Annotated in this window: 25 protein-coding genes and 1 riboswitch; of the genes, 9 read left to right on the forward strand and 16 right to left on the reverse strand. The window is 43.2% G+C overall.

Translation table 11 applies throughout. The features are described from left to right. Window positions 1-12 precede the first annotated feature (12 nt). The gene (locus tag ACFPRA_RS16280; protein ID WP_381436970.1) at window positions 13-609 is read right to left on the reverse strand and encodes a 3D domain-containing protein; all 597 of its coding nucleotides are present in this window, start codon (window positions 607-609) and stop codon (window positions 13-15) included. Window positions 610-734: 125 nt separating this feature from the next. Between ACFPRA_RS16280 and ACFPRA_RS16285 the strand changes: the two genes are divergently transcribed. The 3 genes from ACFPRA_RS16285 (at window position 735) to ACFPRA_RS16295 (ending at window position 2637) form a co-directional block, all read left to right on the forward strand. Continuing rightward, window positions 735-1250 (forward strand): GNAT family N-acetyltransferase, encoded by a 516-nt coding sequence (locus ACFPRA_RS16285; protein ID WP_381436974.1) that lies wholly within the window; start codon window positions 735-737, stop codon window positions 1248-1250. 32 nt (window positions 1251-1282) lie between these two features. Next, window positions 1283-1864, forward strand: a complete 582-nt coding sequence (locus ACFPRA_RS16290) for a VanZ family protein (RefSeq protein WP_381436976.1) — start codon at window positions 1283-1285, stop codon at window positions 1862-1864. 83 nt (window positions 1865-1947) lie between these two features. Next, window positions 1948-2637 (forward strand): GntR family transcriptional regulator, encoded by a 690-nt coding sequence (locus tag ACFPRA_RS16295; RefSeq protein ID WP_381436979.1) that lies wholly within the window; start codon window positions 1948-1950, stop codon window positions 2635-2637. A 20-nt stretch (window positions 2638-2657) separates the two neighbouring features. Here ACFPRA_RS16295 and brnQ read toward each other — a convergent pair whose 3' ends face one another. From brnQ to ACFPRA_RS16310, 3 genes are all read right to left on the reverse strand, one after another. Further along, entirely contained in the window at window positions 2658-4013 is a 1356-nt protein-coding gene (gene brnQ, locus ACFPRA_RS16300) for a branched-chain amino acid transport system II carrier protein (RefSeq protein WP_381436982.1), read from the reverse strand. Window positions 4014-4438: 425 nt separating this feature from the next. Continuing rightward, window positions 4439-7516 (reverse strand): AAA family ATPase, encoded by a 3078-nt coding sequence (locus ACFPRA_RS16305; RefSeq protein WP_381436985.1) that lies wholly within the window; start codon window positions 7514-7516, stop codon window positions 4439-4441. Further along, window positions 7513-8670, reverse strand: a complete 1158-nt coding sequence (locus ACFPRA_RS16310) for an exonuclease SbcCD subunit D (protein WP_381436987.1) — start codon at window positions 8668-8670, stop codon at window positions 7513-7515. The genes ACFPRA_RS16305 and ACFPRA_RS16310 overlap by 4 nt, the downstream gene beginning before the upstream one ends. A gap of 148 nt (window positions 8671-8818) precedes the next feature. Continuing rightward, a riboswitch (TPP riboswitch) is annotated at window positions 8819-8921 on the forward strand. 162 nt (window positions 8922-9083) lie between these two features. Between ACFPRA_RS16310 and tenA the strand changes: the two genes are divergently transcribed. The 5 genes from tenA (at window position 9084) to ACFPRA_RS16335 (ending at window position 12467) form a co-directional block, all read left to right on the forward strand. Then, window positions 9084-9776: a thiaminase II gene (gene tenA / locus ACFPRA_RS16315; RefSeq protein WP_381436990.1), complete on the forward strand. Its 693-nt coding sequence runs from the start codon at window positions 9084-9086 to the stop codon at window positions 9774-9776. Further along, window positions 9763-10512, forward strand: a complete 750-nt coding sequence (locus ACFPRA_RS16320) for an ABC transporter ATP-binding protein (protein WP_381436993.1) — start codon at window positions 9763-9765, stop codon at window positions 10510-10512. Before tenA ends, ACFPRA_RS16320 begins: the two co-directional genes overlap by 14 nt. Then, the gene (locus tag ACFPRA_RS16325) at window positions 10509-11249 is read left to right on the forward strand and encodes an ABC transporter permease (RefSeq protein WP_381436996.1); all 741 of its coding nucleotides are present in this window, start codon (window positions 10509-10511) and stop codon (window positions 11247-11249) included. The genes ACFPRA_RS16320 and ACFPRA_RS16325 overlap by 4 nt, the downstream gene beginning before the upstream one ends. Then, window positions 11246-12226 carry an ABC transporter substrate-binding protein gene (locus ACFPRA_RS16330; protein WP_381436998.1) on the forward strand — a complete coding sequence of 327 codons (981 nt, stop codon included), beginning with the start codon at window positions 11246-11248 and terminating at the stop codon, window positions 12224-12226. The genes ACFPRA_RS16325 and ACFPRA_RS16330 overlap by 4 nt, the downstream gene beginning before the upstream one ends. Window positions 12227-12308: 82 nt before the next feature. Then, entirely contained in the window at window positions 12309-12467 is a 159-nt protein-coding gene (locus ACFPRA_RS16335) for a hypothetical protein (protein WP_381437001.1), read from the forward strand. Window positions 12468-12694: 227 nt separating this feature from the next. On the opposite strand, the gene ACFPRA_RS16340 is transcribed toward ACFPRA_RS16335, so the two are convergent. The 11 genes from ACFPRA_RS16340 to ACFPRA_RS16390 form a co-directional block, all read right to left on the reverse strand. After that, window positions 12695-13672, reverse strand: a complete 978-nt coding sequence (locus ACFPRA_RS16340) for an electron transfer flavoprotein subunit alpha/FixB family protein (protein WP_381437003.1) — start codon at window positions 13670-13672, stop codon at window positions 12695-12697. A 78-nt stretch (window positions 13673-13750) separates the two neighbouring features. Further along, on the reverse strand, window positions 13751-14524 hold the full coding sequence (locus tag ACFPRA_RS16345) for an electron transfer flavoprotein subunit beta/FixA family protein (RefSeq protein ID WP_381437006.1): 774 nt from the start codon (window positions 14522-14524) through the stop codon (window positions 13751-13753). A 16-nt stretch (window positions 14525-14540) separates the two neighbouring features. After that, a complete protein-coding gene (locus tag ACFPRA_RS16350) occupies window positions 14541-15287 on the reverse strand; it encodes a class II aldolase/adducin family protein (RefSeq protein WP_381437009.1) in 747 nt (248 codons plus the stop codon). A gap of 57 nt (window positions 15288-15344) precedes the next feature. Continuing rightward, complete coding sequence (accC, locus tag ACFPRA_RS16355) at window positions 15345-16715, reverse strand: acetyl-CoA carboxylase biotin carboxylase subunit (protein WP_381437012.1); 1371 nt, start codon at window positions 16713-16715, stop codon at window positions 15345-15347. Window positions 16716-16748: 33 nt separating this feature from the next. Further along, window positions 16749-17219, reverse strand: a complete 471-nt coding sequence (gene accB, locus ACFPRA_RS16360) for an acetyl-CoA carboxylase biotin carboxyl carrier protein (protein WP_381437015.1) — start codon at window positions 17217-17219, stop codon at window positions 16749-16751. Between the two features lie 25 nt (window positions 17220-17244). Continuing rightward, window positions 17245-18231, reverse strand: coding sequence for a 5-oxoprolinase subunit C family protein (locus ACFPRA_RS16365; RefSeq protein WP_381437018.1), 987 nt, complete (start codon window positions 18229-18231; stop codon window positions 17245-17247). Then, the gene (gene pxpB / locus ACFPRA_RS16370) at window positions 18207-18941 is read right to left on the reverse strand and encodes a 5-oxoprolinase subunit PxpB (protein WP_381437021.1); all 735 of its coding nucleotides are present in this window, start codon (window positions 18939-18941) and stop codon (window positions 18207-18209) included. The genes ACFPRA_RS16365 and pxpB overlap by 25 nt, the downstream gene beginning before the upstream one ends. Before the next feature lie 36 nt (window positions 18942-18977). Next, the gene (locus ACFPRA_RS16375) at window positions 18978-19751 is read right to left on the reverse strand and encodes a LamB/YcsF family protein (protein WP_381437024.1); all 774 of its coding nucleotides are present in this window, start codon (window positions 19749-19751) and stop codon (window positions 18978-18980) included. A 16-nt stretch (window positions 19752-19767) separates the two neighbouring features. Continuing rightward, window positions 19768-21222 (reverse strand): Na+/H+ antiporter NhaC, encoded by a 1455-nt coding sequence (gene nhaC / locus ACFPRA_RS16380; RefSeq protein ID WP_381437027.1) that lies wholly within the window; start codon window positions 21220-21222, stop codon window positions 19768-19770. Between the two features lie 118 nt (window positions 21223-21340). Next, window positions 21341-22126, reverse strand: a complete 786-nt coding sequence (locus ACFPRA_RS16385; protein ID WP_381437030.1) for an SDR family NAD(P)-dependent oxidoreductase — start codon at window positions 22124-22126, stop codon at window positions 21341-21343. Between the two features lie 306 nt (window positions 22127-22432). After that, complete coding sequence (locus ACFPRA_RS16390) at window positions 22433-23599, reverse strand: NAD(P)/FAD-dependent oxidoreductase (protein WP_381437032.1); 1167 nt, start codon at window positions 23597-23599, stop codon at window positions 22433-22435. A 337-nt stretch (window positions 23600-23936) separates the two neighbouring features. On the opposite strand from ACFPRA_RS16390, the gene ACFPRA_RS16395 reads away from it, so the two are divergent. After that, window positions 23937-25148: a sugar diacid recognition domain-containing protein gene (locus ACFPRA_RS16395; protein WP_381437035.1), complete on the forward strand. Its 1212-nt coding sequence runs from the start codon at window positions 23937-23939 to the stop codon at window positions 25146-25148. A 105-nt stretch (window positions 25149-25253) separates the two neighbouring features. Here ACFPRA_RS16395 and ACFPRA_RS16400 read toward each other — a convergent pair whose 3' ends face one another. Further along, a complete protein-coding gene (locus ACFPRA_RS16400) occupies window positions 25254-26189 on the reverse strand; it encodes a metal ABC transporter substrate-binding protein (protein WP_381437038.1) in 936 nt (311 codons plus the stop codon). Window positions 26190-26269: the final 80 nt, after the last annotated feature.

Consider the following 26269-nt stretch of genomic DNA (forward strand, 5'->3'; position numbering starts at 1 on the left):
GTTCTTGTATGTTTATTCCAATATTTTAATTTTGACGTCTTTACGACCCCATTTATACGCTTCGCTCTTAGTCGGGAAAAATACATCGATTTTATTCCCTTTGATGGCGCTTCCTTTATCGGCTGCAACGGCATACCCGTACCCTTCCACATGCACTTTCGTCCCAAGTTTAATGACCTTTGGATCGACAGCGATAACTTTCACATCCGGGTTCTTTTTAAGATCAATGCCGGTTGCAGTGATACCAGTACAGCCGTTACAGCCTGCCGTATATGCACTTGCCGAGACGGTGAACTCTTTGACAACCTTTTCAGAATCTGACCGGGAAGGGGTCTTCGTATTTGCTTTTGCCACTGTTTTTGATTTAGTCGCTGCTTTAGCAGTTGTTTTCTCTTTTGTAATCTTCAATTTTTGTTTTGGATGAATGACGTCAGACTTCAAATTGTTCCAAGCTTTTAATTCCGAGACAGATATCTGATACTTTTTGGAGATTTTATACAACGAATCTCCTTTTTGTACCGTGTAAGTCGAAGAAGCCGCCTGACTCTCCGTTGCCCCGGTGACCAATAACGCAATCGTAATGATGAGTGCTCCAAGAATTTTCTTCAAATGCTCTCCCCCGTGCTTTTTAGTCTATACTTAGATTAACAAGCTTCTATTACAGAGAGATTACAATAATCTTCCTTTCACATTACAAAGTAGAAAAGATTGTTACAGAAATGGAGTTATATAAAATGAAAACAATTTCGATTCGGAGAGCGACTAGACATGATGCAAAACCTATGGCGGACCTGCTTGCAAAGTGCCAATGGTTCACCTACAAAACGCTCTATTCCGATGAATATATCGAAAACTTAATCGCCCAATATTACAATGTGGAACGTATTGAACAAGAAAACGTCTTCATTAGTAAGGACTGGCACGGCTATTTCATAGCAGAAATGGAGAAATCGATTATCGGGGTCATCGGAGGTGGAATAACAGATGCTTCCATCGGGGAAGTGTATGTCTTTTACATCGATCCTTCTCTGCGTGGACAAGGTATCGGTACTCGACTTCTTGATTTTTTCACGAAACACCAAAAGTTTACATACGGTGCACAGGAACAGTGGGTAGCTGTAGCCAAGGGGAATCAGCACGGCATCCCTTTTTATGAGGCACGAGGCTTCACCTTTCAACATGAAGAACTAACCTACGGTACTAGGGAAGAGGATCAGGACATATCCCTGAAGTACAAACGGGAAATTTAAGCGGCACATTTTGAATAAGCTAGGAGATTTTTATGTTTGCCATTTTAAGTTATATTAGAGAAATGCTTCCTTATATGGTTGCGGCATTACCTTTTATCCTGCTCGCTCGGTTCGGCTATAATCGAATACGCGGCGTTCAAAAATCGAACCTTTTTCATGAAATAGGTGTAATCGCCTTTTTATTGTTCATGACAGCGTTATTCTCTCAAACCATTCTGACGTTCCTTTATACAGGTCCAGTTGTTACGCGGTCTTTTACCAACCTAAATCTTGTTCCATTCAGAGTGTTTGTAGATAATTATTACGCCATTACGGAATTGCGCTTCTGGCAACCATTCATTATCAACTTTTTGGGAAATATCTTTATCTTCATGCCGATCGGTTTTCTTGTCCCAATGCTGTGGCGAGCATTCAATAGATTTTGGAAAACGACGCTTTTCGGCTTCTGTATTTCCTTTTTTATCGAAACAATGCAATTGACACAAGCAAGAAGCAGCGACATTGATGACTTATGGTTGAACACTACGGGCACTATGCTCGGATACGGGGTGTACATTGCAGCAAAGAAACTGATCCCATACTTGGATACAACATTTAAAAAAGTAAATTCATAATGCAATATATTGTATACCTTTTATCTTTCATCAAAATCCGGTATAATAAAAAAATACTGACTTATACAGGATGGTGAATCATCATGCCGATACCTACCGATCTATCTAAACCGGTACGTAAAACTGCAAAAGAGAACGCTTTCGAACAGCTACAAGATTGGATTATCGATGGAACTTTACAACCTGGCGAGAAGCTGAACGATACAGAACTGGCCCAGGCATTAGGCGTGAGCAGGACGCCCATCCGTGAATCGCTTCAGTTGCTCGAAGTACAGCGATTTGTAAAAATGTATCCCGGAAAAGCAACTCAAGTGACGGAAGTGGAGAAAGAATCCATCTCGGATTTACTGCCTCCCCTTGCCGCTTTACAAGCATTGTCCGCCGAGCTTGCGATTCCGAATCTTACACCGGAAACAATCGAGCTACTTGAACATACAAATAAACGCTTTGCAGATGCGGTCCTTGCCGAAGATTATTTTTCTGCTTTGAAGATCGATGAGGAATTCCATCAGATTATCGTCGACACTGCAAACAATCCGTATATCAAAACGACGGTACCCACCCTTCAAGTGCATGTCAGACGATTATTCTTCCATAACTCCATCGTCTTGACAAAAGACTCGATCGAAGAACATACACGTATCATCGAACTGATGAAACAGGGTGATGCGGAAGGGGTATCTGCCATCATGCGCAACAACTGGGTGCGGGCGATCGACGAATTCCATCATTTAAATGAAAACACAGCAAAAAAACCGGTTTCCTCCCGATGAGGAAACCGGTTTATTCTGCATTATGATTGAACCGTCTCGGTTTGTGTCAGACGGGCAATTACTCCTGTAATGAGCATGACCACTAAAACTGGCAATAACCAGCCAAGGCCGTCGCGGTAGAATGGCAATACATTTTCATAGAAAGTAATAATGGGTGCCAACCAACCAAAATAGTCGATTTCAAGTAATTGACAAAGTGTTTTCAATCCATCTACTGTACTGATTAAGAAAGCAACGATTGTCGCCGCTACATAAACGAGACGGGCATGTTTGAAGAGTGGAGATGTGAATGTCAGCAACATCAGTACAACTGCAAGTGGATAAAGGAACATCAATACCGGAATGGAATACGTGATGATATTCGCCAAACCGAAGTTTGCCACTATAAAACAGAATACTGTAAAGATGATAACGAACATTTTATAGCTTACTTTCGGGATAAGCGTATTGAAGTATTCCCCACAAGCCGTCACTAACCCGATAGCTGTTGTCAAACAAGCAAGAATGATAACGATTGCCAATAACACAAGTCCGAATGTTCCAAGATAGTGAGCAGCTGCTTCACTTAAAACAGGACCACCCGTATCAAACAAGCCAAATTCCTCCACACTAGTAGCTCCTAAATAGGCAATTCCTACATAGATGAGTGCAAGAAAAGCAGTTGCCACGGCACCTGTTTTCGCTGTAGCTGCCAAGATACCACGTTTTGATGTCACACCCATTGATTGAAGTACATTGATAACAATGATTCCGAATACTAGAGCAGCAAGAGCATCCATCGTATTATAACCTTCTGTAAATCCTTTCATGAAGGCACCATTGGCATAAACATCTTGTGGCGATCCGATTGTACCGAGCGGATTGACAATGGCCATGATCAACAAACCGATCAATAGAATGATGATTCCGGGGGATAAGATTTTCCCAACATTATCGACAATTTTAGCCGGGTTCAATGAAAGCCAAAGCGTAAGACCAAAAAATAGTAACGTAAAAATAAGTAAGCCGAGCTGTGTATAATCCTCGGCAATAAACGGTGCAATTCCGATATCATACGCAACAGCCCCTGTACGTGGCGCTGCAAAAAACGGGCCGATCGTCAAATAGAGAAGTGATGTGAAAATCACTGCATACACGGGATGGATTCGAGTTGCAAGATCTTGCAGGTTTCGGCTTCCCGAAAATCCCATCGCCAATACTCCGAGAAACGGTAAACCGACACCCGTAATTAAAAATCCGAGAACCGCTAGCCATAAATTTGACCCAGCATACTGACCAAGTTGTGCAGGGAAAATAAGATTTCCGGCACCAAAAAATAAAGCGAATAACATCACACCGATAACTAGATATGATGAAAACGATAGTTTGGGTTGCATAATACAAATTTCCTCCTCAAATGTAAAAAAATATAAATATATATACAATATATCGCTGAAACAATAATACTCTTTTCATTTAGAAAATGCAATCCAATACTGAGAACTTTATTTATTCGAATAAATAAAAAAAGTCCTAATTAAACCCTGTAAATAAAGGATTTAATTTCATTAGAAGATTCAAATAATAATTAAAAAATTAAGCAATCTAATAGAATTATTATAGATTATTAACAAGATTGATAACCGATGAATATGTAGGTATTGACATCATCAGAAAGAATTCAACTAAAATCTTTTTATCCTTTTTTCAGAATAATAAATTGTTAACCATAGATGTTAATCCACCTACTTTCCCATTCCCTTTAATCCAAAGAAAAAACCCCGTTTGCATTATTTACCATACAAACGGAGCTAATCATGAGTTATTTGACTACAATCCTAGTTTTACTATGCCCTTCTTTCGATTTCCTCACTTCAAGAATCGCCGGAAGTGCGGCTTTCAACTCGGGTACATGGGAAATGACGCCGATCATCCGGCCTGATTTCTGCAGTTCTATCAAAGTATCAATCGCTTTGTTCAACGATTCCTCATCCAGTGAACCGAAGCCTTCGTCGATGAACATCGTATCGATCGAGACGGCCCCTTGGAACCCTTGGATGACATCGGCCATACCGAGCGCTAGACAAAGGGATGCATTGAATTTTTCTCCACCCGACAACGTTTTCACATCACGGGTTTGGCCTGTATACGCATCATAGACATCCAATCCTAAACCACTCTGTTTCCCACGTACTTCCTGTCGATCGCTGCGCATCAATACAAATTGCCCGTTCGACATGTCCTTCAATCGTTCGTTTGCCGATTGGATAATCCGTTCTAAATATTCTATCTGGATATACCGTTCAAATGACAGTTTCAGCCCATTCTGCCCTCTGACGACGTCGTATAGATCCGTTATTTTCCCATACGTCCGTTCCAGCTCGATCACTTTAGTGGAAGATTGGACAAGCTTCTCTTTCAGACCCAACGCTGTTCTCTCATATTGAGAAGAAGCATTGTACGCTTTCAATGCCGCTTCATAGTCCAATTTCAGCTTGTTCATCTCCGCTTCCAAGACTACCAAATCAACAGTTTCTTTCCCTTTCAACAACTCCTGTAATTCGGCGACCGTTTCCCTCAACGAATGGTACTGCTGTTTGAAGGTTGTGATGTTTTCTTTCAATGAAAGACGATCCGCGTCTGTCATTTTCGCTTCGCGATATGCGGTTTCGGTCGGGAAATCAGAGTTTCTCAAAGCTTCCTTGAACCTTGCTTCCGCAAGCTCTTTTTTCCCCGTTACGTCTTCCAGCATTTTTTCCGCATGCATTCTTGCAGATGTAGCAGCTGCCAACCTTTCGGCCGCTTCCTCCCGGAGTTTTTGCACCCGTTTCCACTCACGCTCAAGCTGGTTCTTCCGACTTTCTATGTCAGCAATCCGTTCTTGCAGGACGGATAGTACACGGACATCCCCCGGAATCGTCTGTAACGTCGTTTCCAAAACAGCGGTCTTCGTTTGGTAGTCGGATTGCCGTTCAAGCAACGCCCGTTCCAAATCTGTTTTGGCTTGAACAGATTGAGCAGTCACCATTTCTTGCTGTTTCGTTTTCTCTTTCAATTCAGCAAGAATTTTTCGCTCCTCCCGCAGTTGAGCCATTTCAATTTCCAGTTTCCGCTTTTGATCATGCAATTCATCATTTGGCATTTCAATGTGTAAACGCTCCATCTCTTTCTTTTTTTCACTCAACAATTGTAAGCAGTTCTCAACATTGATTGTCGCCAGACGATACTGTTTTTCAACTTGCGCCAGCTGTTCTTTTTGCTTTTCAAGCTGTTCCTTTGATAAGGCTCCCTCGATTTTTTTATGCGATTTAGCGGGATGGTGTGCACTTCCACATACCGGGCATGCTTCTCCTTCGCGAAGTGACTCCGCCAGCATTGCCGCTTGGTTGGCAAACCAGCGCTGCTCCGTTTCGTCATATTCCGCTTTATGTTTTCGGTAAAGCATCTCCTTTTCATTTCGCTCTACTTTCAGTACAGCGTTCCGCTTTTCCAAGCCGTTGAATTCATCAAGCACTCTGCATTTTTCTGTGAGTTCTGTCAACCGATCGAGATGCTCGTCATATGAACCGAGTCTCGTTTCGATCTGCTCCATCTCTGTTATGAATGCTGTCGATTTGACGGCTTCGTCTTCCGCTTTTTTCTCTGCTACAAGAAGTTGTTGTTCCAATTGTTTTACCTCATGTTTCAACCTTTCAAGATCGGCTTCTTTCGCAGCCAAACCCGAAACAGCAGGCAGATGATCATGAAGGCGGATCAGGCTTTCTGTCACTTTCTCACGTTCTTCCTGTTTCCCTTCCTCCACGAGGTAACGATGTTTTGCCGCCTCCATCTGTTCAGTCGCCATTTGGAGGGCAACCGTAGCGTTTTTTAATTCACTGTCCTTCACAATCATCTCTTCTTGCAACGCAGTAAACTGTCTTTCGATTTCTCCGATGGTGACAGCCCGGTCCGCATCCGCCAATTGTTGTTCTTTTCTTTTGAGCAGCGGCAATTTTGTCGATAATTCCTGTAGCGCACGTTCTTTTTCATGTAATTCAGTTAACCGTTCATTGATCGTTTTAGCGGTATGATAGCTTTCTTGCATGTTTAACTGTTGCACATAGACATCATCCGTACTTTTTTTATCAGCGACTGTCTTCCTTTCATAAAAGGAATGTTCTTCCTCCAAACCAAGGACAACTTGCTGGACATTATAATGTTCTTGATCCAACACTTCGAAAATCGATGACTCACGTTCCGGGAGTAACGATAGAATTTGTTGGATATGTCCTTCGCTCAGTTGCATCTCATTCGACAGGTCCAATTGAGCTTCGTCTTTCTTTACTTTCAGTCTTTCTACGAGCTCACGATAAGGCTCCGTTTTGAAGATCTTTCGCATGATCGTCTCTTTGTTTTCGGTATCCGATGTGAGGAACTTCCGGAATTCCCCTTGCGGCAACATGACGATTTGGCTGAATTGCGCTTGCGTAAAACCGATGAGTTCTTCCACTTTCTTGTTAATTTCGGAGACGATTTGCCGATCGACACAAGGTACTTCCCCTTCCGCTGTCAATTCATGAAACGTACAACGGCCGGCCGTTTCGGATTTATTTCCTTTTTTTATGTAGGGAATTTGTCGCATAATGCGATATGTCCGCTGATGGATCATAAATGTCAATTCTACCGTCGTTTGAACGGCATCGTCCGCAAAATCGCTGCGCATCGCCTTGATATCTGTCCGATCTTCACCGCTTGCTTGTCCGTACAACGCAAAGCAGATTCCATCGAAAATCGTCGTTTTTCCAGCGCCAGTAGCTCCCGAAATAACAAACAACCGATTCTCTTTCAACTCCCTAAAATCGATCGTTTCCGTCCCTTTATACGGTCCAAATGCCGTCATTGTCAACTGAATCGGTCTCATGAGCCAAATCCTCCCTTCTGCATCACTTCGTGGAGCACTCCCACGAATAGCCCTTCCGTCTCTTCATCGGCTGCCTCCCCTTTCACCTCTTCGTAAAACGCTTTGAAAAGAGCAATGTCATCTTGTTTTTCATGTCTGATTTGCCCTTCACTTTCCAAACGCCCTTTCGGTAGCGTCATCTTCCGCTCGACATGCATGGCATTCGGATAGACCGACCGTATTTTCTCCATCGGGAATAAAACCGGTGTCTCATCAAGCAATTTGACAAAGACATAATCTTCACTGATCGGCTGTAACAGAATTTCTTCCATCGTTCCTTCGACAGTGCGCATATCATGCTGAGGGTTCAATGTACGCTTTTCCACACTGACTTGCCCGTCAGCATCCAATTCCACGACCAAAAATCCTTTTTGATGATGTTCTTCCGAAATGGAATATTTCAAGGGTGAACCCGCAAAACGGATCGTTTCATTCAACACATAATGCGCTTGGTGCAAATGGCCGAGTGCTGTGTAATGAAACGGTTCAAACAGATGAGCCGAAACATATTCCGCCCCGCCAATCGCCAATGGTCGTTCTGAATCACTCGTATTCGCTTCACTTTCCCCATGTGGTGTCACAAATGCATGGCCGACAAACACATGTCGTGCACGCTTCGCCATGTTTTGCTCAATGCCCTCGATTACTTTTTTCATCGCGTCGTTATGATTGGCAATCGTCTCGTCATCCTGTAGGTATTTGACAATGGAAGGATCCGCAAATGGGACAAGATGAAAATGGACTTCGCCGTGATCATCCGCCAACACAACCGGTTCGATCACTTGCGTCATCTGGCCCGCAATATGATAGCCGTTCGCGCGCATCAATCCGCTTCCGAAATGTAGACGACCAGGACTATCATGGTTGCCACTGACAGCCAAGACAGGCGTCTTCAATTCAATAGTGATTCTCTCAAGCACGTCATCCAATAGCGCAACCGCTTCCGTTGGAGGGACTGCCCGATCATACAAATCACCCGCAATGACGACTGCATCCGGCCTTTCTTCTTTGATTGCTTCGACGAATTGATCCAACACATGGCGCTGGTCATCGGTCATGTAAACCCCTTGTACCAGCTTGCCTAAATGCCAATCCGCTGTATGAAAAAACTTCAATGTCCTCTCCCCTTTGCACTTCTTTTCTTCATTTTACAGGACAAAGTCCGAAAAAGGAAACATACATTCCTTTCTTACTATTTCAACAATAAAGGTTGACCTTCCATTTCAACTATGCCTATAATGGGGGCGAATCCAATTGCATACGCTCCACCGCTAGGGGTGCTCAAACAGAGCTGAGAGAGGCATTGCCTTAACCCTTATAACTTGAACTGGTTAATACCAGCGTAAGGAAGAGGTGCTGACAATGAATTCTGCCGTTCTGTCTCTCGGTATGAGCACGCTGTCTACAACCCACTCCTTCTTCATGAGTGGGTTTTTCGCTTTATTTTGAAGATAAAGTGAGAGCCTTCGATGATTGCCAAAGCGGATGGAATGGATTGGTTTCAATAATTTAAGGGAGTGTTGGAAAAATGAAATTTACTGATCGCTTGCTTGAAAAGACGTTACCAATCTGGAGACAGAATCATAGTCATCCATTTGTACAAGGAATTGGCGATGGGACGCTCGATCCGGATAAATTCCGATTTTACATGGTACAAGATTATCTGTATTTAATTGATTACTCGAAAGTGTTTGCGATCGGGGCAGTCAAAGCGGACGATTTGGAAACGATGGGCAAGTTCGCTTCGCTCCTCGACGGTACATTGAACACGGAGATGGCCCTTCACCGAAGCTACGTGAAGCGATTTGGTATTTCCGAACAAGAACTTGAAACGGCAAAGCCTTCTCCTATCGTTCTTGCTTATACGCACTACATGTTGCATGTCTGTCAAAATGGCACAACCGCTGAAGTCATTGCCGCATTGCTTCCTTGTGCATGGAGCTATTGGGAGATCGGCAAGGAGCTCAATGCCATTCCAGGAGCTGCTGATCATCCATTATATGGGGATTGGGTGCGTATGTACTCCTCAGAAGAATTTGGGGAACTCGCCGGTTGGTGTATCGAACTGATGGACAAAGCGGCGGAAGGCAAACCGGAACATGAATTGCTGAAGCTAGAAGAGATTTTCCTCAATACGACTCGTTTTGAATATATGTTCTGGGATATGGCGAATACCAAACAGATGTGGCCTGGAGCTGAAACCGTCAATGTTAGCGTTTGACAAAGTAACATTCGGTTATGGATCGAATGACAACATCTTAGATCAGCTATCTTTCAAAATCCGCCCAGGCGAATTCATTTCGATTGTCGGGAGAAGTGGATCGGGGAAAAGCACGATTTTCCGCCTCGTTACAGGATTGGACGAACCGTCAACAGGAACCATTACACTGGACGGCAATCTGAACGGGCAGCGCCTCGGCAAGGTCGGTTATATGCCGCAACAAGATCTTCTATTGCCTTGGCGTACTGTATTGGAAAATGCCTGTTTACCACTTGAAATTGCCGGGATGAAGAAAAAGAGTGCCCATGAACAGATCATGCCTCTATTGCAAGAGTTCGGCCTTGCCGGAACGGAAAACAACTATCCGGAGGAATTATCCGGTGGGATGAAACAGCGCGTCGCTTTTTTGCGCGCTGTCCTCTCCGGCAATCCGCTCCTCTTATTGGACGAACCTTTTTCTGCGCTCGATGCTATTACAAAACTAGCGATGCAAGAGTGGTTGATCGAACGGTGGGAAAAGCGGACGGCCACCGTGCTCTTCATTACACATGATGTAGAAGAAGCACTGTTCTTATCAGACCGCATTTTCATGTTGCGGAATAAACCTGTCACATCTTTTGAAGAAATCGAAGTGCCACTGGGAAGACCTCGTTCACGGAATGATTTACATAATCCGGAGATTCTTCAATTGAAAGAACAATTGCTGTGTGCATTACGGGAAGAGGTGATGCAATGAAAAACGCATCTTCTCTGCTCATTGTCCTTCTATTTCTCAGTGTGTGGGAAATCGGAGCACGACTGGCCAATCAAGCATTCATCCTTCCTTCACCAATTCAAATTGCTATCAAGCTTTGGGAATTAAAAGAAGTACTGATTATCAATCATTTGCCCGTCACTTTACTGACCATCATCATCGGGCTCGCCATCTCAATTGTTTCAGGTACGGCAATCGCTGTTTGGATGTTTTCCAATCCTTCGGTACGAAAAGCACTCTATCCGATTCTGATCGCCTCCCAAATGATTCCTGTCATTGCATTGGCACCGATTTTCGTGCTATGGTTCGGCTACACAATTTGGAGTAAGGTGGCTGTTGCGGTACTGATCACTTTTTTCCCGATTACCGTCAATACATTTGACGGATTAGCATCCGGTAAGAAAGAAACGGAGGAACTGTTGTTAACGATGGGTGCAACGAAAAAGGATATTTTCTTGAAGTATTCGATTCCTACCGCCCTCCCCCATTTCTTTTCCGGTTTGAAAGTGGCTGTGACATTGAGCGTGATCGGGGCTGCCATCGGGGAATGGCTCGGTGCGCAAGCCGGACTCGGATATTTCAGCCGCCGCATGATGACGCAATTTGACGGAGCAGCCGTTTTCGCACCTATTTTCGTCTTGACTGTTGTCGGAATTGTTTTGTTTGTCTGTGTAACTTTTATTGAAAAACGTCTCGTAAAACGGAGGAATATAAATTGAAGAAGATTTCATTATTATTAGCAAGTGCTGTAATTATTCTATTGCTGAGCGCTTGCAATCAAGATGAAACAAATACGGAAAAAGTGAGCATTATGCTCGATTGGTATCCAAATGCCGTACATAGCTTCTTGTATGTCGCACAGGAGAAAGGCTATTTTGAAGAAGAAGGGATTGAACTGGATATTCAGTTCCCCGCAAATCCCACTGACCCGATCAATCTTGCCGCCGCTGGAAAAGTGACGATGGGCATCACCTATCAGCCAGATGTCATCATTGCAAAATCCGAACAAGATATCGGTGTTAAATCGGTCGGCGTCATTGTCCGATCACCATTAAATCATATCGCTTTTCTAAAAGAGAGCGGGATTGAAAGGCCAAAAGATTTAGAAGGAAAAACAATTGGCTATTCTGGAATTCCATTGAATGAAGCAATGCTTGAAACAATAATGGAGGCAGACGACGCTGATTTCAATAAAGTAAAAATGGTCGATGTCGGATTTGAATTAAATTCTTCATTAATAACAAAGAAAGCAGATGCCGTCATCGGGGCATATATCAATCACGAAGTGCCGTTGCTGGAATATGAAGGATTCCCTACAGGCTACATCGATCCGACAGACTACGGTGTACCATCGTTTTACGAACTTGTTGTCGTGACGAGTGATGACACATGGAAAAAAGATCAGGAGAACATCGAAGCATTTTGGCGTGCCGCCGGAAAAGCATTTGCCGATATGGAAAAAGATCCAGATGAAGCATTGTCCATCTTGCTGAAACACCAAGACGAAGCCAATTTCCCGCTTATTGAAGAAGTGGAAAAAGAATCGCTTGCTGTTCTTCTTCCGAAAATGATTTCACCCGGAAATTTTGGCGAACAGAACGAAGAAACGTGGAAGGTGACTGCGGATTGGATGAAGGAAACGGGTTTATTGAAAAAAGAAGCGGATCTTGAGGGAATATTTATCAATATGCAGTGAGCAATGTTCGATTTTTATTCCGAATAATCAACCTCCATTTGAACATACTAACAAAGGATTTTACAAAAGGGAGGACTGTGCAATGTCGGAAGATAACAAAAATCGTAATAAAGATAAGGGTAACCAGCGAAATGTCATGCCGAAATATGATACAGCACCGAAAAATGAAGAAGTGGAATTTGCGGAAGAAAGTGAATTCCTCAATATTAATGGCAAAAGGAATAAAAGGAAGCGAGGATAATCCATTCGGTTGCCTGGAGCTAACATATTACTTTCATTATAAAAACATTTGCTAAAGAAAAAAACTGTCATCCTTACTTTCTACTGCACAGAAAGTTAAGGATGACAGAAAATATTTATATGTTCTTAAACATGAGTTTTTGCTTTTTAGCACACCCCTTAGCTAATCACGCGATACTTAAAGTATAATGTTCACTGCTAAATAGTACGCTAATACCAAGAGAAGCCCTAAACCCCTACTTTAAGCCTTTCAATTTCTTCTACTAATAACGGAACGATTTCAAATAAATCTCCAACAATCCCATAGTCAGCTACTTTGAAAATATTGGCTTCTGGATCCTTATTGATGGCGACAATGATTTTAGAGTTGGACATGCCCGCCATATGCTGGATGGCTCCGGATATCCCTACCGCAATGTATAGATCTGGTGTGACGACCTTTCCCGTTTGGCCAATTTGTAAGGAGTAATCGCAATAATCAGCATCACATGCACCACGGGAAGCGCCTACTGCTCCTCCTAATAGATTCGCGAGTTTTTGCAATTGCTGGAAGCCTTCCGTGCTTTTCACACCACGTCCTCCTGCTACGACAACTTTCGCTTCTGATAAGTCAACACCTTCTGATGTCTTCTGAATGACTTCCGAAATGATAGAACGCAAACTGTCAATGACAATGGAGACCGCTACGATATCACCTGTACGACTTGTATCCGGCTCCAGTGGCTCAATATTGTTTGGACGCACGGTCAAAAATAACAGCCCGTCCTTGTTTTTCACCTTCTCAAATGCCTTGCCTGAATAAATTGGACGGATAAACACTGTATCGTCGCTTTCACCTTCGATGCCCGTCACATCGGAGATTAAACCTGTCCCGAGTTTACTTGCGATTTTCGGTGATAAGTCTTTCCCAAGTGCCGTATGTCCAAAGACAACGGCTTCCGGCTGTTCCTGCTCATAAACCGCCATGAATGCCTGTCCGAACCCATCCGGGGTATAATATTTCAAATGTGGGTGTTGTACAATCAGTACACGATCAGCTCCATGATGAATCATTTCATCCGCCAATGACTGGACGTCTTCACCAAGCAATACCCCTACAACTTCCCCGCCATTCGCTATCTTTTTTGCGGCAGCAATTGCCTCAAATGAGACATTTCGCAATGCTCCTTCGCGTGCTTCCCCAAGCACCACTACTTTTTTTGGCATACCTAATCCCTCCAACGACTCGATTCGGTCCCATTCAACATATTCGGAACCTAAATATTTATGGGTACGCGCACCCTATTAGATTACTTTTGTGTCCGTATGCAGTAAATTCACAAGTTCCCGAACTTGATCGGTCGGATCGCCTTCCAACAGACGTCCCGCAGCTTTTTGAGGTGGTAAATACACGTCGACTATTTCCGTTTTCGCCACCACATCGTTCTCGTCCAAGTCGAGATCATCGAATTCAAGTTTTTCCAACGGCTTTTTCTTCGCTTTCATAATACCTGGAAGCGAAGGGTAACGCGGTTCGTTGAGGCCCTGTTGCGCTGTCACTAAAAGCGGCAAGGACGTTTCAATCGTCTCGGAATCCCCTTCGACATCACGAATAATTTTCGCGGATGTTCCGTCAATTTCAAGATTCGTAATCGTCGTCACATAATTTATGCCGAGCAATTCCGCTACACGCGGACCAATTTGTCCAGAACCGCCGTCGATTGCTACATTACCTGCTAAAATAAGATCTACTTTTTGCTCTACCAAGTATGACGCTAGGAGCATTGCCGCTGTGAATTCATCCACTTCGTCCACGTCGTCTTCCACATTGATAAGCACCGCTTGATCGGCCCCCATAGCAAGTGCCGTGAGCAACTGTTTTTCTGCATCCGCTTCGCCTAGCGTCACAACCGTCACCTCACCGCCGTGTACATCACGAAGTTGAATCGCCTCTTCAACGGCATATTCATCGTATGGATTAACAATAAATTCAGCTTCACCTTCGGCAATTTTGCCGTTCTCCACCGTAATCTTTTCCTCTGTATCAAACGTGCGTTTCACCAATACGTAAATATTCATAATGGAAGCCCCCCTATCAATTGAAAAAGTCCGGCTGTTGGTTGACAATTCTTTCCCATAATGGCTGGAAACAGCGTTTCGCTTCTTCTGGCGATCCAACTTGCGCTGCCGTATGTCTTGCATGATCTTCAGCAATTAAAACCGGTTTGCCAACGGATTCAGCTAGAATTTGCACTTGGCATGAACGCTCCATGCTTACAAACCACCAAACAGCTTCCTCCAACGAACCTCCGACTGTCAGTAAACCATGGTTTTGCAAAATACATGCTTTATTGTTTCCAAGCGCTTTCCCGATTCTCGCCCCTTCATCCAACTGATGGACGACCCCCGTATAATCACTGTACAGCCCATGGTCATTGTAAAAAGCACATGCTTCCTGATTGATAGGATCCAAATATCGACCTAACGTCGACCATGCCTTTCCGTAAACTGAATGTGCGTGAGCAGCTGCAACTACATCCGGTCTAGCTTTATGTAGTTGTGAATGGATCGTAAAACCAGCCTTATTCACTTCACGATGTCCTTCGACCACTTCACCTTCATGATTGACCATGACAAGATCAGATACTTTTATTTGACTGAAGTGCATATTGTATGGATTCACCCAAAAACAATCATCAAATTCAGGATCTTTCACCGTTATATGCCCCGCGTTTCCTTCGTCAAATCCAAATAAGGAAAATAAACGAAACGCTCCTGCCAGCTTTTCTTTCCGTGATTGACGCTCTTGTTCGATATTCACCAATTCATTTACTTTTGCCACCCTAAACGCCTCCAACATTTATAATAATCTAACTTTTCACCGTACAAATATCATGCTTCACTTAAGAACTGGTTGCCTTTTTTCGATTTCTAGATCATGTAGCTCCAAAAACTTTGTATTGAAATTTCCTTCTTTGAACTTTTCATGTTCCATCAACTGCATGTGAAAAGGAATAGTTGTTTCAATGCCAGTGACCACAAATTCTTCTAGAGCTCTTTTCATTCGACTGATCGCTTCTTGCCGGTCTTTCCCCCACACAATCACTTTCGCGACCATCGAGTCATAAAAAGGTGGAATTTCATATCCCGGGTAAACTGCACTGTCGATACGAACACCATTCCCACCAGGTGCTACATACTTCTCTACTTTTCCTGGACTTGGCAGGAAGTTTCTTGAAGGATCTTCGGCATTGATCCTACATTCGATCGCCCATCCATTGATTTGCACCTCATGCTGAAGAATGGACAATGGATGACCCGCAGCAACCGTAATTTGTTCCTTGATCAAATCAATTCCTGTAATGAGTTCCGTGACAGGATGTTCCACTTGAATGCGCGTATTCATTTCCATAAAGTAGAACGCTCCGTGTTTATCTACAAGAAATTCAACGGTGCCGGCTCCTTCATAGTGAACGGCTTTAGCTGCTAAAACAGCCGATTCTCCCATCTCCTTACGCAACTGAGCATCGAGTGCCGGGGACGGTGCTTCTTCTACCAATTTTTGATGGCGTCGTTGGATGGAACAATCTCTTTCACCCAAGTAAATGACGTTGCCTTGCTGATCCGCCATAATCTGGATTTCCACATGCCGGGGTTCTTCCAAATACTTTTCCAAATACACGCCGGCATTCCCAAAGGCTGTTTGTGCTTCTTGCTGTGCTTGCCGGATCGCTTTGGCTAATTCTTGTTCTTCATAGACGACTCGCATGCCCTTTCCCCCGCCTCCAGCGGTGGCTTTAATGATGACAGGATAGCCGATTGTAGCTGCAATGTCCTTAACGGTTTTGGCAGTTTCAATCAATCCGTCTGTTCCTGGCACCGCCTGTACGCCTGCCTGTTGCATTGTCTCTCTGGCTACTGCTTTGTCACCCATTTTTCGAATTGCCGTGGCACTTGGGCCAATAAACGTCAGCTGGCTCGTTTCACACATCTCCACAAAGTCAGCGTTTTCCGCCAAAAATCCATAACCTGGATGAATCGCATCCGCCCCTGTGACATCCGCAACACTGAGTATACTTTTGATATTCAAATAGCTATCTTTTGCTGCCGCTCTGCCGATACAATATGCCTCGTCAGCCATTTGTACATGTAACGCGTTTTTATCGGCCTCTGAATACACCGCCACCGTTTCAATGCCAAGTTCCTTACATGCTCGGATGATCCGAACTGCAATTTCTCCCCTATTGGCAATGAGTACTTTTTTGAACATAGTTACACCTCCCCTATTTGTTTACCAAAGCATTCACCATTCTTTTATTCGAAATAATGGTTGCCCAAATTGAACAACTTCGCCGTCTTGTACTAAAATATCAATAATTTCTCCATGGACTCCCGCTTCAATTTCATTGAAAAGTTTCATGGCTTCCACGATACAGACGACATCATCTGGCTGTACTGCTTTTCCAATCTCCACATAAGGCGCTGCTTCCGGATTTTCACGTAAATAAAAAGTTCCGACCATCGGAGACGTAATTTCCTGTACCTGCATCGCCTCTTCACTCACCGCTTCTGTTACACTTTCAACGGATGGTGCATTTGGTCGTTCTTGAACGGCAACTGCACTGACACTTGTCGCAAAGCTCAAATCCGTTTCAGACGTCGCACGCTCTTTCCTCAATGCAATTTTCGTAGAATCTTGTTCAAATACAAATTCTTGGGCGGAGGAATCTTTGAATAACTGGAAAATCTCGCGAACTTCTGCAATCTTAAACACAACTAACACTCCTCTAATTGTTCTCTTAAACTAAATTGGTTTTTGGCAATACTTTATTCACAAGCCGTAAATCTGCAAGTAAGCCTTCTTGTTCTCGTAATTGTCGTTGTGCTTCTGCCATTTCAATCGGTTGAAACTGAATGTTATCTCCTGGTTTTCGTTGAGCAACGTAAGAAAGATCCGTCGTAATAATAACGCCCATTTTTGTATAGCCCCCTGATGTGCCACAGTCCGCCATATGAATGATCGGTTGTCCACTTCCCGGAACTTGTATTGTACCGACCGTAATAAAATCCGAAATTATGTCTGGGCTATTCAAATGCTCCATGATAGGACCTTGCAAACGGTAACCCATCCGATCCGATTCATTGGAAACGGTATAAGCTTCATGCAAAAAGGCCGCGACCGATTTCTCCGCAAACTCTTGGTGATGCGGTCCCAATATGAACTGCACAGGACGAGTTGTTCTAAAGTCCGGGATATCCGCTGTACGCAATCTTCTTCCCACCAAATCTCCCACTTCATAGTTTGTGGGACCTAATGGAAGACGGTCACCAGCCTCCAATGCCCTCCCTTCCATTCCACCATAGTTTCCACGCGTAAATGTCGAACGACTTCCCATTACAGACGGGGTTTGGATGCCTCCAGAAAATGCGATATACGCTCGGCAACCATCTATATATTTTCCAAATCGTAGTTCGTCTCCTTGTTTCACACGCAAGGCTTTCCACATCGATACGACCTGCCCATTGAGTACGGGAGAGAGATTGCCTCCCGTTATCGCAATGACTCCATCGCTCTGAAACTGTAAATGGGGACCCACTATCGTCACTTCCAACGCCGCAGTGCCTTCCTCATTGCCGACAAGAATATTTGCTAAACGAAGTGACAAAGCATCCATTGCTCCCGAAGCGGATACGCCCATTGCTCGATACATGGGACGACCTAGATCTTGCACAGTGGTCAATAATCCTGGTCTCAGTACGCTTACATATTCCATTTTTGGTCCCACGCTTTCTGACTATCCTGATCCCACTGCTGGACTTCTTCCTCGCTCACCGGAACATACTGGATGTAATCGCCCGCCTGCAGAAGACTCGGTGGATCTGATTTTGGATTGAAGATTTCCATAGGTGTCCAGCCTACGATGTGCCACCCTGAAGGTGCAGTCATCGTAAAAATCCCTGTCAAATTATTCACGATTTGAATCGTTCCCTTCTCTACCTTGACACGTGGATTGGCTCGTCTCGGGAGCGACAATCTTGAATCAATATCACCACAATATGGATAACCGGCGATGAACCCGATCATATAGGTAAAATAACGTTTGGATTGAAGCAATGCCACAACTTCTTCAATTGTTAACTTTGCATGGTTGGCAATCTCCTCTAAATCAGGACCGTATCTCCCACCAAAGACGACTGGAATATGCAATGTTTTACTTTGTATTTCAACTTGCTCCAAATCGTATTCTTCTAGCTTTTTCAACTCTGTTATTAACTCACCAAATCCGATAAGCACCGGGTCATAACAGACCGTCAGATTATTGAAAGCAGGAATGAGCTGTGTAATGCCTCTAATTTCCCTTGTTTCAATTAAATGAGCAGTCGTATGAACGCGCTTGTTCGTTTCAAGAGATATGACATGTTCAAATTGAATAACGATCGCTTGGTCACCCATCGGAAAATAGAGCGGGGTCTTGGAAGCAACATTCGTTAACATGGGCAGTCTCCTTTTCTTATATATTTATGATTGGGCTTACTTATGCCAACGACCGACTGGTGCAATTTCGATTCCTTTTTCTACAATGGATTTTCTCAAGTGCCGCACAATATCCACTGCCCCTTGCGTATCTCCATGCACACATACGCTATCCGCTTGAATATCGATGAGTTCTCCATCAATGGTCTGCGCTTTTCCATCTAGGATCATTCTTAGTACATTGTCCGCCGCTTCCTGAGGATCTTTGATGACTGCACCTGGCAGTTTCCGTGATACGAGCGTTAAATCTCGGTTATATGCACGATCTGCAAATACCTCGAGGACATGTGAGATGCCTTTTTCTTGTGCGGCTTTATGAATTTCCGTTCCCGGTAAGACAAATAGTTTTGTCTTCGGTAACACTTCTTGGACCGCATCGACGATGGCATCCGCAATATTTCGGTTGACAAATGACATATTGCCCATACTTCCATGTGCTTTGACATGTTGGACTTCCACACCATGCTTTCGGCAAAACGCTTCCAATGCACCAATTTGATAAATGATATAATTCATTAAATCTTTGCGTGAAATATCGATATCTCGGCGACCAAATCCTAACAGGTCGGGATAGCCGATGTGCACACCGACACCTACGTTATATTCCTTGGCCATCGCTACTGTATGATCCATGACATTCGGATCTCCAGCATGAAATCCACAAGCAATATTAGCGGATGAAATGAGCGTAATGACCTCTTCATCCATCCCCAATTTATAAGCACCAAAACTTTCACCCATATCACAGTTTAGATCAATGATTTTCGTCATTGTCAATTCCCCCTTTCTAACTAATCGTTTGTTCAGCTTTCTCGGCCGAGATGGTTTTTTTTCTGTCCTTTTTGACGTTGCCCTCGACCTCTTCTGTATACCAAATGAACTTACCAGTGAACCCGTAGAACAAAGCAATCGCAAGACCAAGAAGGTTTAGCCAGGCAAATGGAAGATAAGACATCGTGGAAACACCTAGAACCGCCGCCATATAGATACCGTTATCTGCCCACGGTACTAACGGAGAGGTTAAGATTCCACCCGTTTCCATATTTCTTGATAATACACGTCGATCCACTTTTAACTGGTCATAGTTTTTTTCAGTTACTTTACATCCCGTAATTAACGAAACATAGCCGGCACTCCCAAAGAAATTGCCTAAAAAGGCCGCGAAAATGGTTGAAGAAGTTAATCTGCCTGCATTGGTAACCCACTTTGCTAAAATCATCGTAAGAACCGTCAAAATTCCGACCTGCTCCATCAAGCCACCGAAACCTAGTGCTAAAATCATAATGGCAATGACTCCTAACATGGATTCAATGCCCCCGCGATTGAATAATAAATCAATAAACGGAACTCCTGATTCAATCACAAATCCACTATATAATGTCCCAACCGCTGTCAAGAGGTCACTCCCTTGAAAAAGAACTGCCCATATGATGCCGAGCACAGATCCGAAAGCCAATGTCGGCATAGCTGGTATTCCTTTCGCCAACATGGCAATGACCACGACCATCGGGATGAGCATATACCATGAGACGTTAAAATTAGCACCCAATGCCTGAATATTAGTTGTCACGACACCGAGATCATTTCCACGACTCGAAAAGAAAAAGCCGGCTATTAAAAACATGATCCCCGAAAGGACAAGTGCAGGAAAACTGATTAATAACATCGATCGAACATGCTGTATGAGATCCACTTTTGCGAGAGAGGCCGTCATCACTGTCGAATCAGAAATCGGTGACAATTTATCCCCGAAATAGGCACCCGATACAACGGCTCCAGCTACGAGTGGCAACGGTAGTCCAAAGCTTTCACCGATTCCCATCATCGCAATTCCAGCAGTCCCCGCCGTTCCCCAAGACGTTCCTGTCGCTAAAGAAGTTAACGCGCAAATCAATAATGTGGCGACGAGAAATATACTCGGATGAATGATCTGTAGACCATAGTAAATTAGCGTAGGGACAATTCCCCCTGCAATCCACGATCCGATTAACGTGCCGACAAAAAATATAATAAGAATCGCTTCTAATCCCGTGAAGATGCCTGTGGCAATTGATTTTTGCAAATTATCATAGGCATGACCAAGGCGTAACCCAAGAAAAATGAGCACAAACCAAACCGCTATTAACGCCAGATGAAGCGGCAGTTCAAACACTGCAAGTGAAAAATACATGATGACTAAAAACGATCCCATGACAAGTAAGAGTTCAAATGAGTTGGGTAAACGAATTTGTTTTTCTTCCATACTTTCACAACTCCCCAGTTATCCATTTCATTTCTATAGAACAGTGACTGCATGAACAGCTTTCAGCAACGGCTACTCATCGCTTTCGCCTAGCTTGTTTAGAATTGAAAGGGATTGATTAGTCAAACATCAACGGTCTTGCCACTTTATTATACGTGCCTCCATCGACCATTAAGGAATGTCCGCTAATATAATTCGATTCGTCCGAAATAAGGAATAAACATGCATTCGCAATATCTTCTCCCGTCGCAATTCTGCCTAATGGCTGATAATCCAATGTTTGTTGAAACGCATCTTCCGGGTCTGGCAAACTTTTAAATGTTTCATAGAGCATTGGTGTATCGACTGTACTTGGACATACCGCATTGACACGGATATTCAAAGGACCGCAATCTAGTGACATTTGTCGTGTTAACGCTGTCATTCCGCCTTTTGACGCAGCATAAGCGGCAAAGCGAGTAATTGTCCGGTAAGCATGCCATGAAGCCATATTGACGATTGCGCCACCTCCGCGTTTTTCCATTTCTGCAATGGCATACTTTGAACAGAGAAATGCACCTGTCAAGTTGACATTGATCACTTTTTGCCATTCTGCTAATGAAGTATCTTTTACAGATTTTCGAATCGTAGCTGCGGCATTATTCACCAATGCGTCTACGCCGCCAAATTGTTCAACCGTTACATGCATCAAATCTTGCACATCTTGCTCATTGCTCACATCCGTTTTCCAAAAAATCGTCTCAATACCTTGTGATTGCAAATCTTTAGCCGTTTTCATACCCGTCTCTTGATCGATATCGGCAATGACAATTTTAGAGCCGTGTTCCCCCAGTTTCTTTGCCGTTGCTTCCCCAATGCCTTGACTTCCACCTGTAATGATCGTTACTTTTCCTTCTAATCTCATTCCAAACTCCCCTTTTTTCTCAGATTTTATAAAATGATTTGATCAATTACGCCTCGGCGTAATTGCGTCCGGATTTTGAATTTCGAATCAAACAGCGAAGGGTTTAATTGGCCGTATTTCTGCGTTTTTTTTGTAGAAATTAAGGCACCTTCAGGACGCGGCAACGCCTGAGTTCATCTATTCAGCCCGGGTTTGAAACCCTACTGAATTGAATGCATTTCTGGCATTCATCCCGCCACTTACAGAAGTGGGGGACTTCTGTAGCTGACGCTTCGCTTTCAGTACAAAAACATTTGCTGAAGCAAGTTAAAATACAGCTGTTTCCAATATAAGATTTTTCGTTGCAAAACGTTCAACCGATAATACAGACATATCAATCGTCTCGTATTTTCCTAGACGGATTAATTCGGAAAGTCCTTTGCCGGCTGCCGGCGCGTGTTGGAAACCATGTCCACTGAATCCACTGATGATGTAATAGCCCGTCATTAGTGGGTGTCCGCCTATGATAGCGTTATGATCGACCGGATTATAATCGTAAAGGCCCGCCCATCCGCTTTCGACTTTCAGTTGCTCAAAATTTGGTGCTCTATGCGCCAATACCGGCCACATTTCCTCCTCAAAATAGGATTTTTCCAGACGGAAATCATAGCCAAATGGCACATCATTCGCCCATCCTACAACAACTTTTGATCTTTCTCCACGAAAGTGTAGACCTGTAGGATCAAACGTAAATGGAATCGTATTTTGAAATTTCACGGTCGTATCGATTGAAAATAACTGGCGCCGCAATGGTTGAATAGGAATTTCCAATCCGATTTTTTTACTTAACTCCCCTGACCATGGTCCTGCTGCATTGACAACGATAGGGGCTTGATACGTATCTCCATTTCTCGTTCGAATGCCAGTCACTTTTTGTTGCTCGGTTAAAATTGTATCCACTTCTTCGTAAATGAATGTAACGCCCATCTGTCTAGCTTTTTTGACATATCCTTGCAATACTGAATACGGATCAGCATTGCCTGCGTTCGCATCGAATACTGAACCAGCCAAATCCTCCACATTGAGTTCCGGGAAGAAATCTTTCGTTTCCTTTTGATCCAACAAATCGGCCTGAACACCGAGCTGTTCTTGGATTTTCATAATATCTTTGAAGACTGGGAGCGTTTGATCATTCAATAAATACAGATAGCCATCTTGGCGAAAATCGATATGGCAAGGTTCACTGTCAATCGCCATTTCTTCTTCGAAGTTTTTATAGATTTCATAGCTGTACTGACTCATTTTAATATTGATTTCTGTACTGAATGTTTGCCGGATCCCCCCCTCACTGCGCGGTGTAGATGAGTATTCATACGCCTGATCTTTTTCCAAAATACCAATGCTCCCTGTATAGCCATCTTTCATAAGGTTATAAGCAAGGCTACCTGCCATAATCCCTCCACCAACAATAATCATGTCAAATTTTTTAGTCATAGCTGTCTCCTTTACATCAATCATATTATGTAACTCTACCCCATAAGAAAGCGCTTTCAATCAAAACTTCTAAGACTAAGTTTAGAGGATACACCCAGTCATTTCTACGTCAAATTTGAACAATAATTTCAAATATTAAACTATTTATCTTCGTGCAACTTGCACAAATATTTGATATTATAAATCAAATGAGGCGGATAGAAACCCTTTCGCATCTTCATTTAAACTAGTTTTTCCCACATAACCTTACATACTTCAGAAAATAATTTGGACAAGTTCACTAAATGCATAAAGGTACTGTTCTCAGTATCTAGATAACAAGAAAGGATGAAGTCGATTGATTTTAAAACAGATCGCCCAAAAGATTTCCGATGATACGACGAAGATTATCGGTTATCCAGTCAGTATTTCGGATGAGAATGGGATTCTGATTGGTGTATCGGACCCAAAACGATTGGGGTTATTCGATAAGTTGCTGGATGGGGTGATAAAGTCGAAGGAGTTAACTTACTACGGTGAAGAAGCTGCACAAGACTTGCCTGGAATTTTCCCTGGCGTTGCCACTCCGATCATCTTGAATGGAGAAGTGGTAGGTGCAGTTGGACTCTTAGGTAAAGTGGAAGAAGACACCGAATCGTATAATTATATCCAACTCGTCAAAAATCATATCGAGATGGTTTGTCACGAGACTTTACGGAAAGAGATGAAGTCGATCGAAACAAGCAATTTAAATACATTGATCCAACTTATTCTTCATTTTGACAAAAACATAAGCGATTTGGAACATCTAATCAGCTATGGAAAGATGTTAGGTTTCGATTTATGTTTAGACCGCATTTGCCTCATCATTGAAGTTGGTACCTTGTCCGATCATAATTACGTCGACCCATCTGTTTCGCAACAAATCCAAGCTGAATTGGAAGACTATCTTCACCATCTCTTTCAAGCAAATCCGCAAAACTTAATCGGCCACTTACATTTCAACCAATTCATCGTATTGGCAGCATTGCCAAATTACCAGACTTTAGAAAGCTTCGTAAAGGAAATTGAAGAACGGATAAAAAAGTTCACACAACACTTAGCAAACAAATATCACTTGTGCCCAGTAGTTGCAATAGGTGATTTTCATCCCGGCATTGGCGGTTTTAAAAAATCCTATCAAAACGCTTTAAAAACATTATCGGCAGGCAAGAAGATTTCAGGAGATGGCAATGTATTTTATTACGATGATCTCTCTATCAAATTGGAAATATTGCTAAATGACTTGCCAAGGAACTTCTTCGACGAGTTACATGGAAAATTTGAATCCTTGATGACACATGTAAACTTTGACATATTGGCCTCAACCTTTCTTGCATACTGCACATGTAAAATGAATGTCAGTGAAGCCGCACGTCACTTGTACATCCACCGAAATACATTCATCTATCGACTGGAACGCATTCATGAGCTGACAAGACTGGATTTAACGAATTATAACCATTGCCTCCTGCTCTATTTAACAATCAAAAACAACCAAAACCGGAATGCACCGCTTGAAATTTTATAATCGAGAACATCATGAAGGCTCCCATCCTCTTTGGATAAAACGATAAAAAAACAGGTAGGATTTCTTCTTTACAAGAAAAATCCTACCTGTAATTTGATGGTTATCTTATTCAGCTAACCCACTAACAATCATATCCGCATTCCATTTCAACATTTTAATATACGTATCGCCGTCTTCACCAGGTTTCCCTAAAGAGTCTGTAAAGATTTTCCCTGCAATCGGTACCCCCGTCTCCCGCTCTACCATTTCCATACTTCTTGGGTCGACGCTCGTTTCAAGGAACAAGGCAGGCACTTGGTCGTCGTTCACGATTTCGATGATGCTTTTTAGCTGTTCAGGTGTTCCTTCACTATGGGAATTGATTTCCCAAATGTAGGCCGCTTTAAAGTCATAGGCATCGGAGAAATATTTGAATGCTCCTTCGCTTGTGACAAGAACGCGCTTTTCTTTTGGAATTTGGTTCACCTGTTCTTGAATTTCTTCATGAAGCGCTTCAAGTTCTTCGATATATGCTTGTGCATTTTCTTCGTAAATCTTAGCGTTATCAGGGTCGACTTTCTTCAATGCATCACGGACATTTTCCGTATAAATGATTCCATTACGTGCATCCAGCCATGCATGAGGATCTTCCTCCCCTTTATGCTCTTCCGAGTTTAAATGCATCGCTTTGACACCTTCACTTATTTTAAAGACTTGCCCATCCTCTTCTGATTTCCCAGCCGTTTCAATCAACTTTTGAAACCAGCCATTCCCTTCTTCCAAATTCAATCCGTTATAAAAGACGACATCCGCATCTGTTGTCAATGCGACATCTTGCGGCAACGGATCATACTGGTGTGGATCCGATCCGATCGGCGCCAGACTGTGCACATCGACCAGATCTCCCCCGACATTTTTCACAATATCATAGATAATCGAATAGGTCGTCACAACTTGCAACTGGTCACCTTTCTCTTTCGTAGTCCCCCCCTCTTCTTCATTACACGCCGTCAAGAAGACAGCAACGACTAGCATCGCTAGCCCCATCAACCATTTTTTCATTTCCCAACTTTCCCTTCTATTTATAGATTGTAGACAAAGTTGTTTCTTAACTTTGTCTACACCTTTTCTTAGAGATACGC

The sequence above is a fragment of the Sporosarcina soli genome (genome assembly GCF_042655805.1).
Lineage (GTDB): Bacteria > Bacillota > Bacilli > Bacillales_A > Planococcaceae > Sporosarcina > Sporosarcina soli.

What these genes read in the sequence shown, in the direction of transcription:
- ACFPRA_RS16400 (WP_381437038.1), bottom strand. Translation starts at nt 26,189, where the DNA reads ATGAAAAAATGGTTGATGGGGCTAGCGATGCTAGTCGTTGCTGTCTTC.
- brnQ (WP_381436982.1), bottom strand. Translation starts at nt 4,013, where the DNA reads ATGCAACCCAAACTATCGTTTTCATCATATCTAGTTATCGGTGTGATG.
- ACFPRA_RS16320 (WP_381436993.1), top strand. Translation starts at nt 9,763, where the DNA reads ATGTTAGCGTTTGACAAAGTAACATTCGGTTATGGATCGAATGACAAC.
- ACFPRA_RS16290 (WP_381436976.1), top strand. Translation starts at nt 1,283, where the DNA reads ATGTTTGCCATTTTAAGTTATATTAGAGAAATGCTTCCTTATATGGTT.
- ACFPRA_RS16390 (WP_381437032.1), bottom strand. Translation starts at nt 23,599, where the DNA reads ATGACTAAAAAATTTGACATGATTATTGTTGGTGGAGGGATTATGGCA.
- ACFPRA_RS16345 (WP_381437006.1), bottom strand. Translation starts at nt 14,524, where the DNA reads ATGAATATTTACGTATTGGTGAAACGCACGTTTGATACAGAGGAAAAG.
- ACFPRA_RS16375 (WP_381437024.1), bottom strand. Translation starts at nt 19,751, where the DNA reads ATGACGAAAATCATTGATCTAAACTGTGATATGGGTGAAAGTTTTGGT.
- pxpB (WP_381437021.1), bottom strand. Translation starts at nt 18,941, where the DNA reads ATGTTAACGAATGTTGCTTCCAAGACCCCGCTCTATTTTCCGATGGGT.
- nhaC (WP_381437027.1), bottom strand. Translation starts at nt 21,222, where the DNA reads ATGGAAGAAAAACAAATTCGTTTACCCAACTCATTTGAACTCTTACTT.
- ACFPRA_RS16295 (WP_381436979.1), top strand. Translation starts at nt 1,948, where the DNA reads ATGCCGATACCTACCGATCTATCTAAACCGGTACGTAAAACTGCAAAA.
- ACFPRA_RS16285 (WP_381436974.1), top strand. Translation starts at nt 735, where the DNA reads ATGAAAACAATTTCGATTCGGAGAGCGACTAGACATGATGCAAAACCT.
- ACFPRA_RS16325 (WP_381436996.1), top strand. Translation starts at nt 10,509, where the DNA reads ATGAAAAACGCATCTTCTCTGCTCATTGTCCTTCTATTTCTCAGTGTG.
- ACFPRA_RS16335 (WP_381437001.1), top strand. Translation starts at nt 12,309, where the DNA reads ATGTCGGAAGATAACAAAAATCGTAATAAAGATAAGGGTAACCAGCGA.
- ACFPRA_RS16340 (WP_381437003.1), bottom strand. Translation starts at nt 13,672, where the DNA reads ATGCCAAAAAAAGTAGTGGTGCTTGGGGAAGCACGCGAAGGAGCATTG.
- ACFPRA_RS16305 (WP_381436985.1), bottom strand. Translation starts at nt 7,516, where the DNA reads ATGAGACCGATTCAGTTGACAATGACGGCATTTGGACCGTATAAAGGG.
- ACFPRA_RS16385 (WP_381437030.1), bottom strand. Translation starts at nt 22,126, where the DNA reads ATGAGATTAGAAGGAAAAGTAACGATCATTACAGGTGGAAGTCAAGGC.
- accC (WP_381437012.1), bottom strand. Translation starts at nt 16,715, where the DNA reads ATGTTCAAAAAAGTACTCATTGCCAATAGGGGAGAAATTGCAGTTCGG.
- tenA (WP_381436990.1), top strand. Translation starts at nt 9,084, where the DNA reads ATGAAATTTACTGATCGCTTGCTTGAAAAGACGTTACCAATCTGGAGA.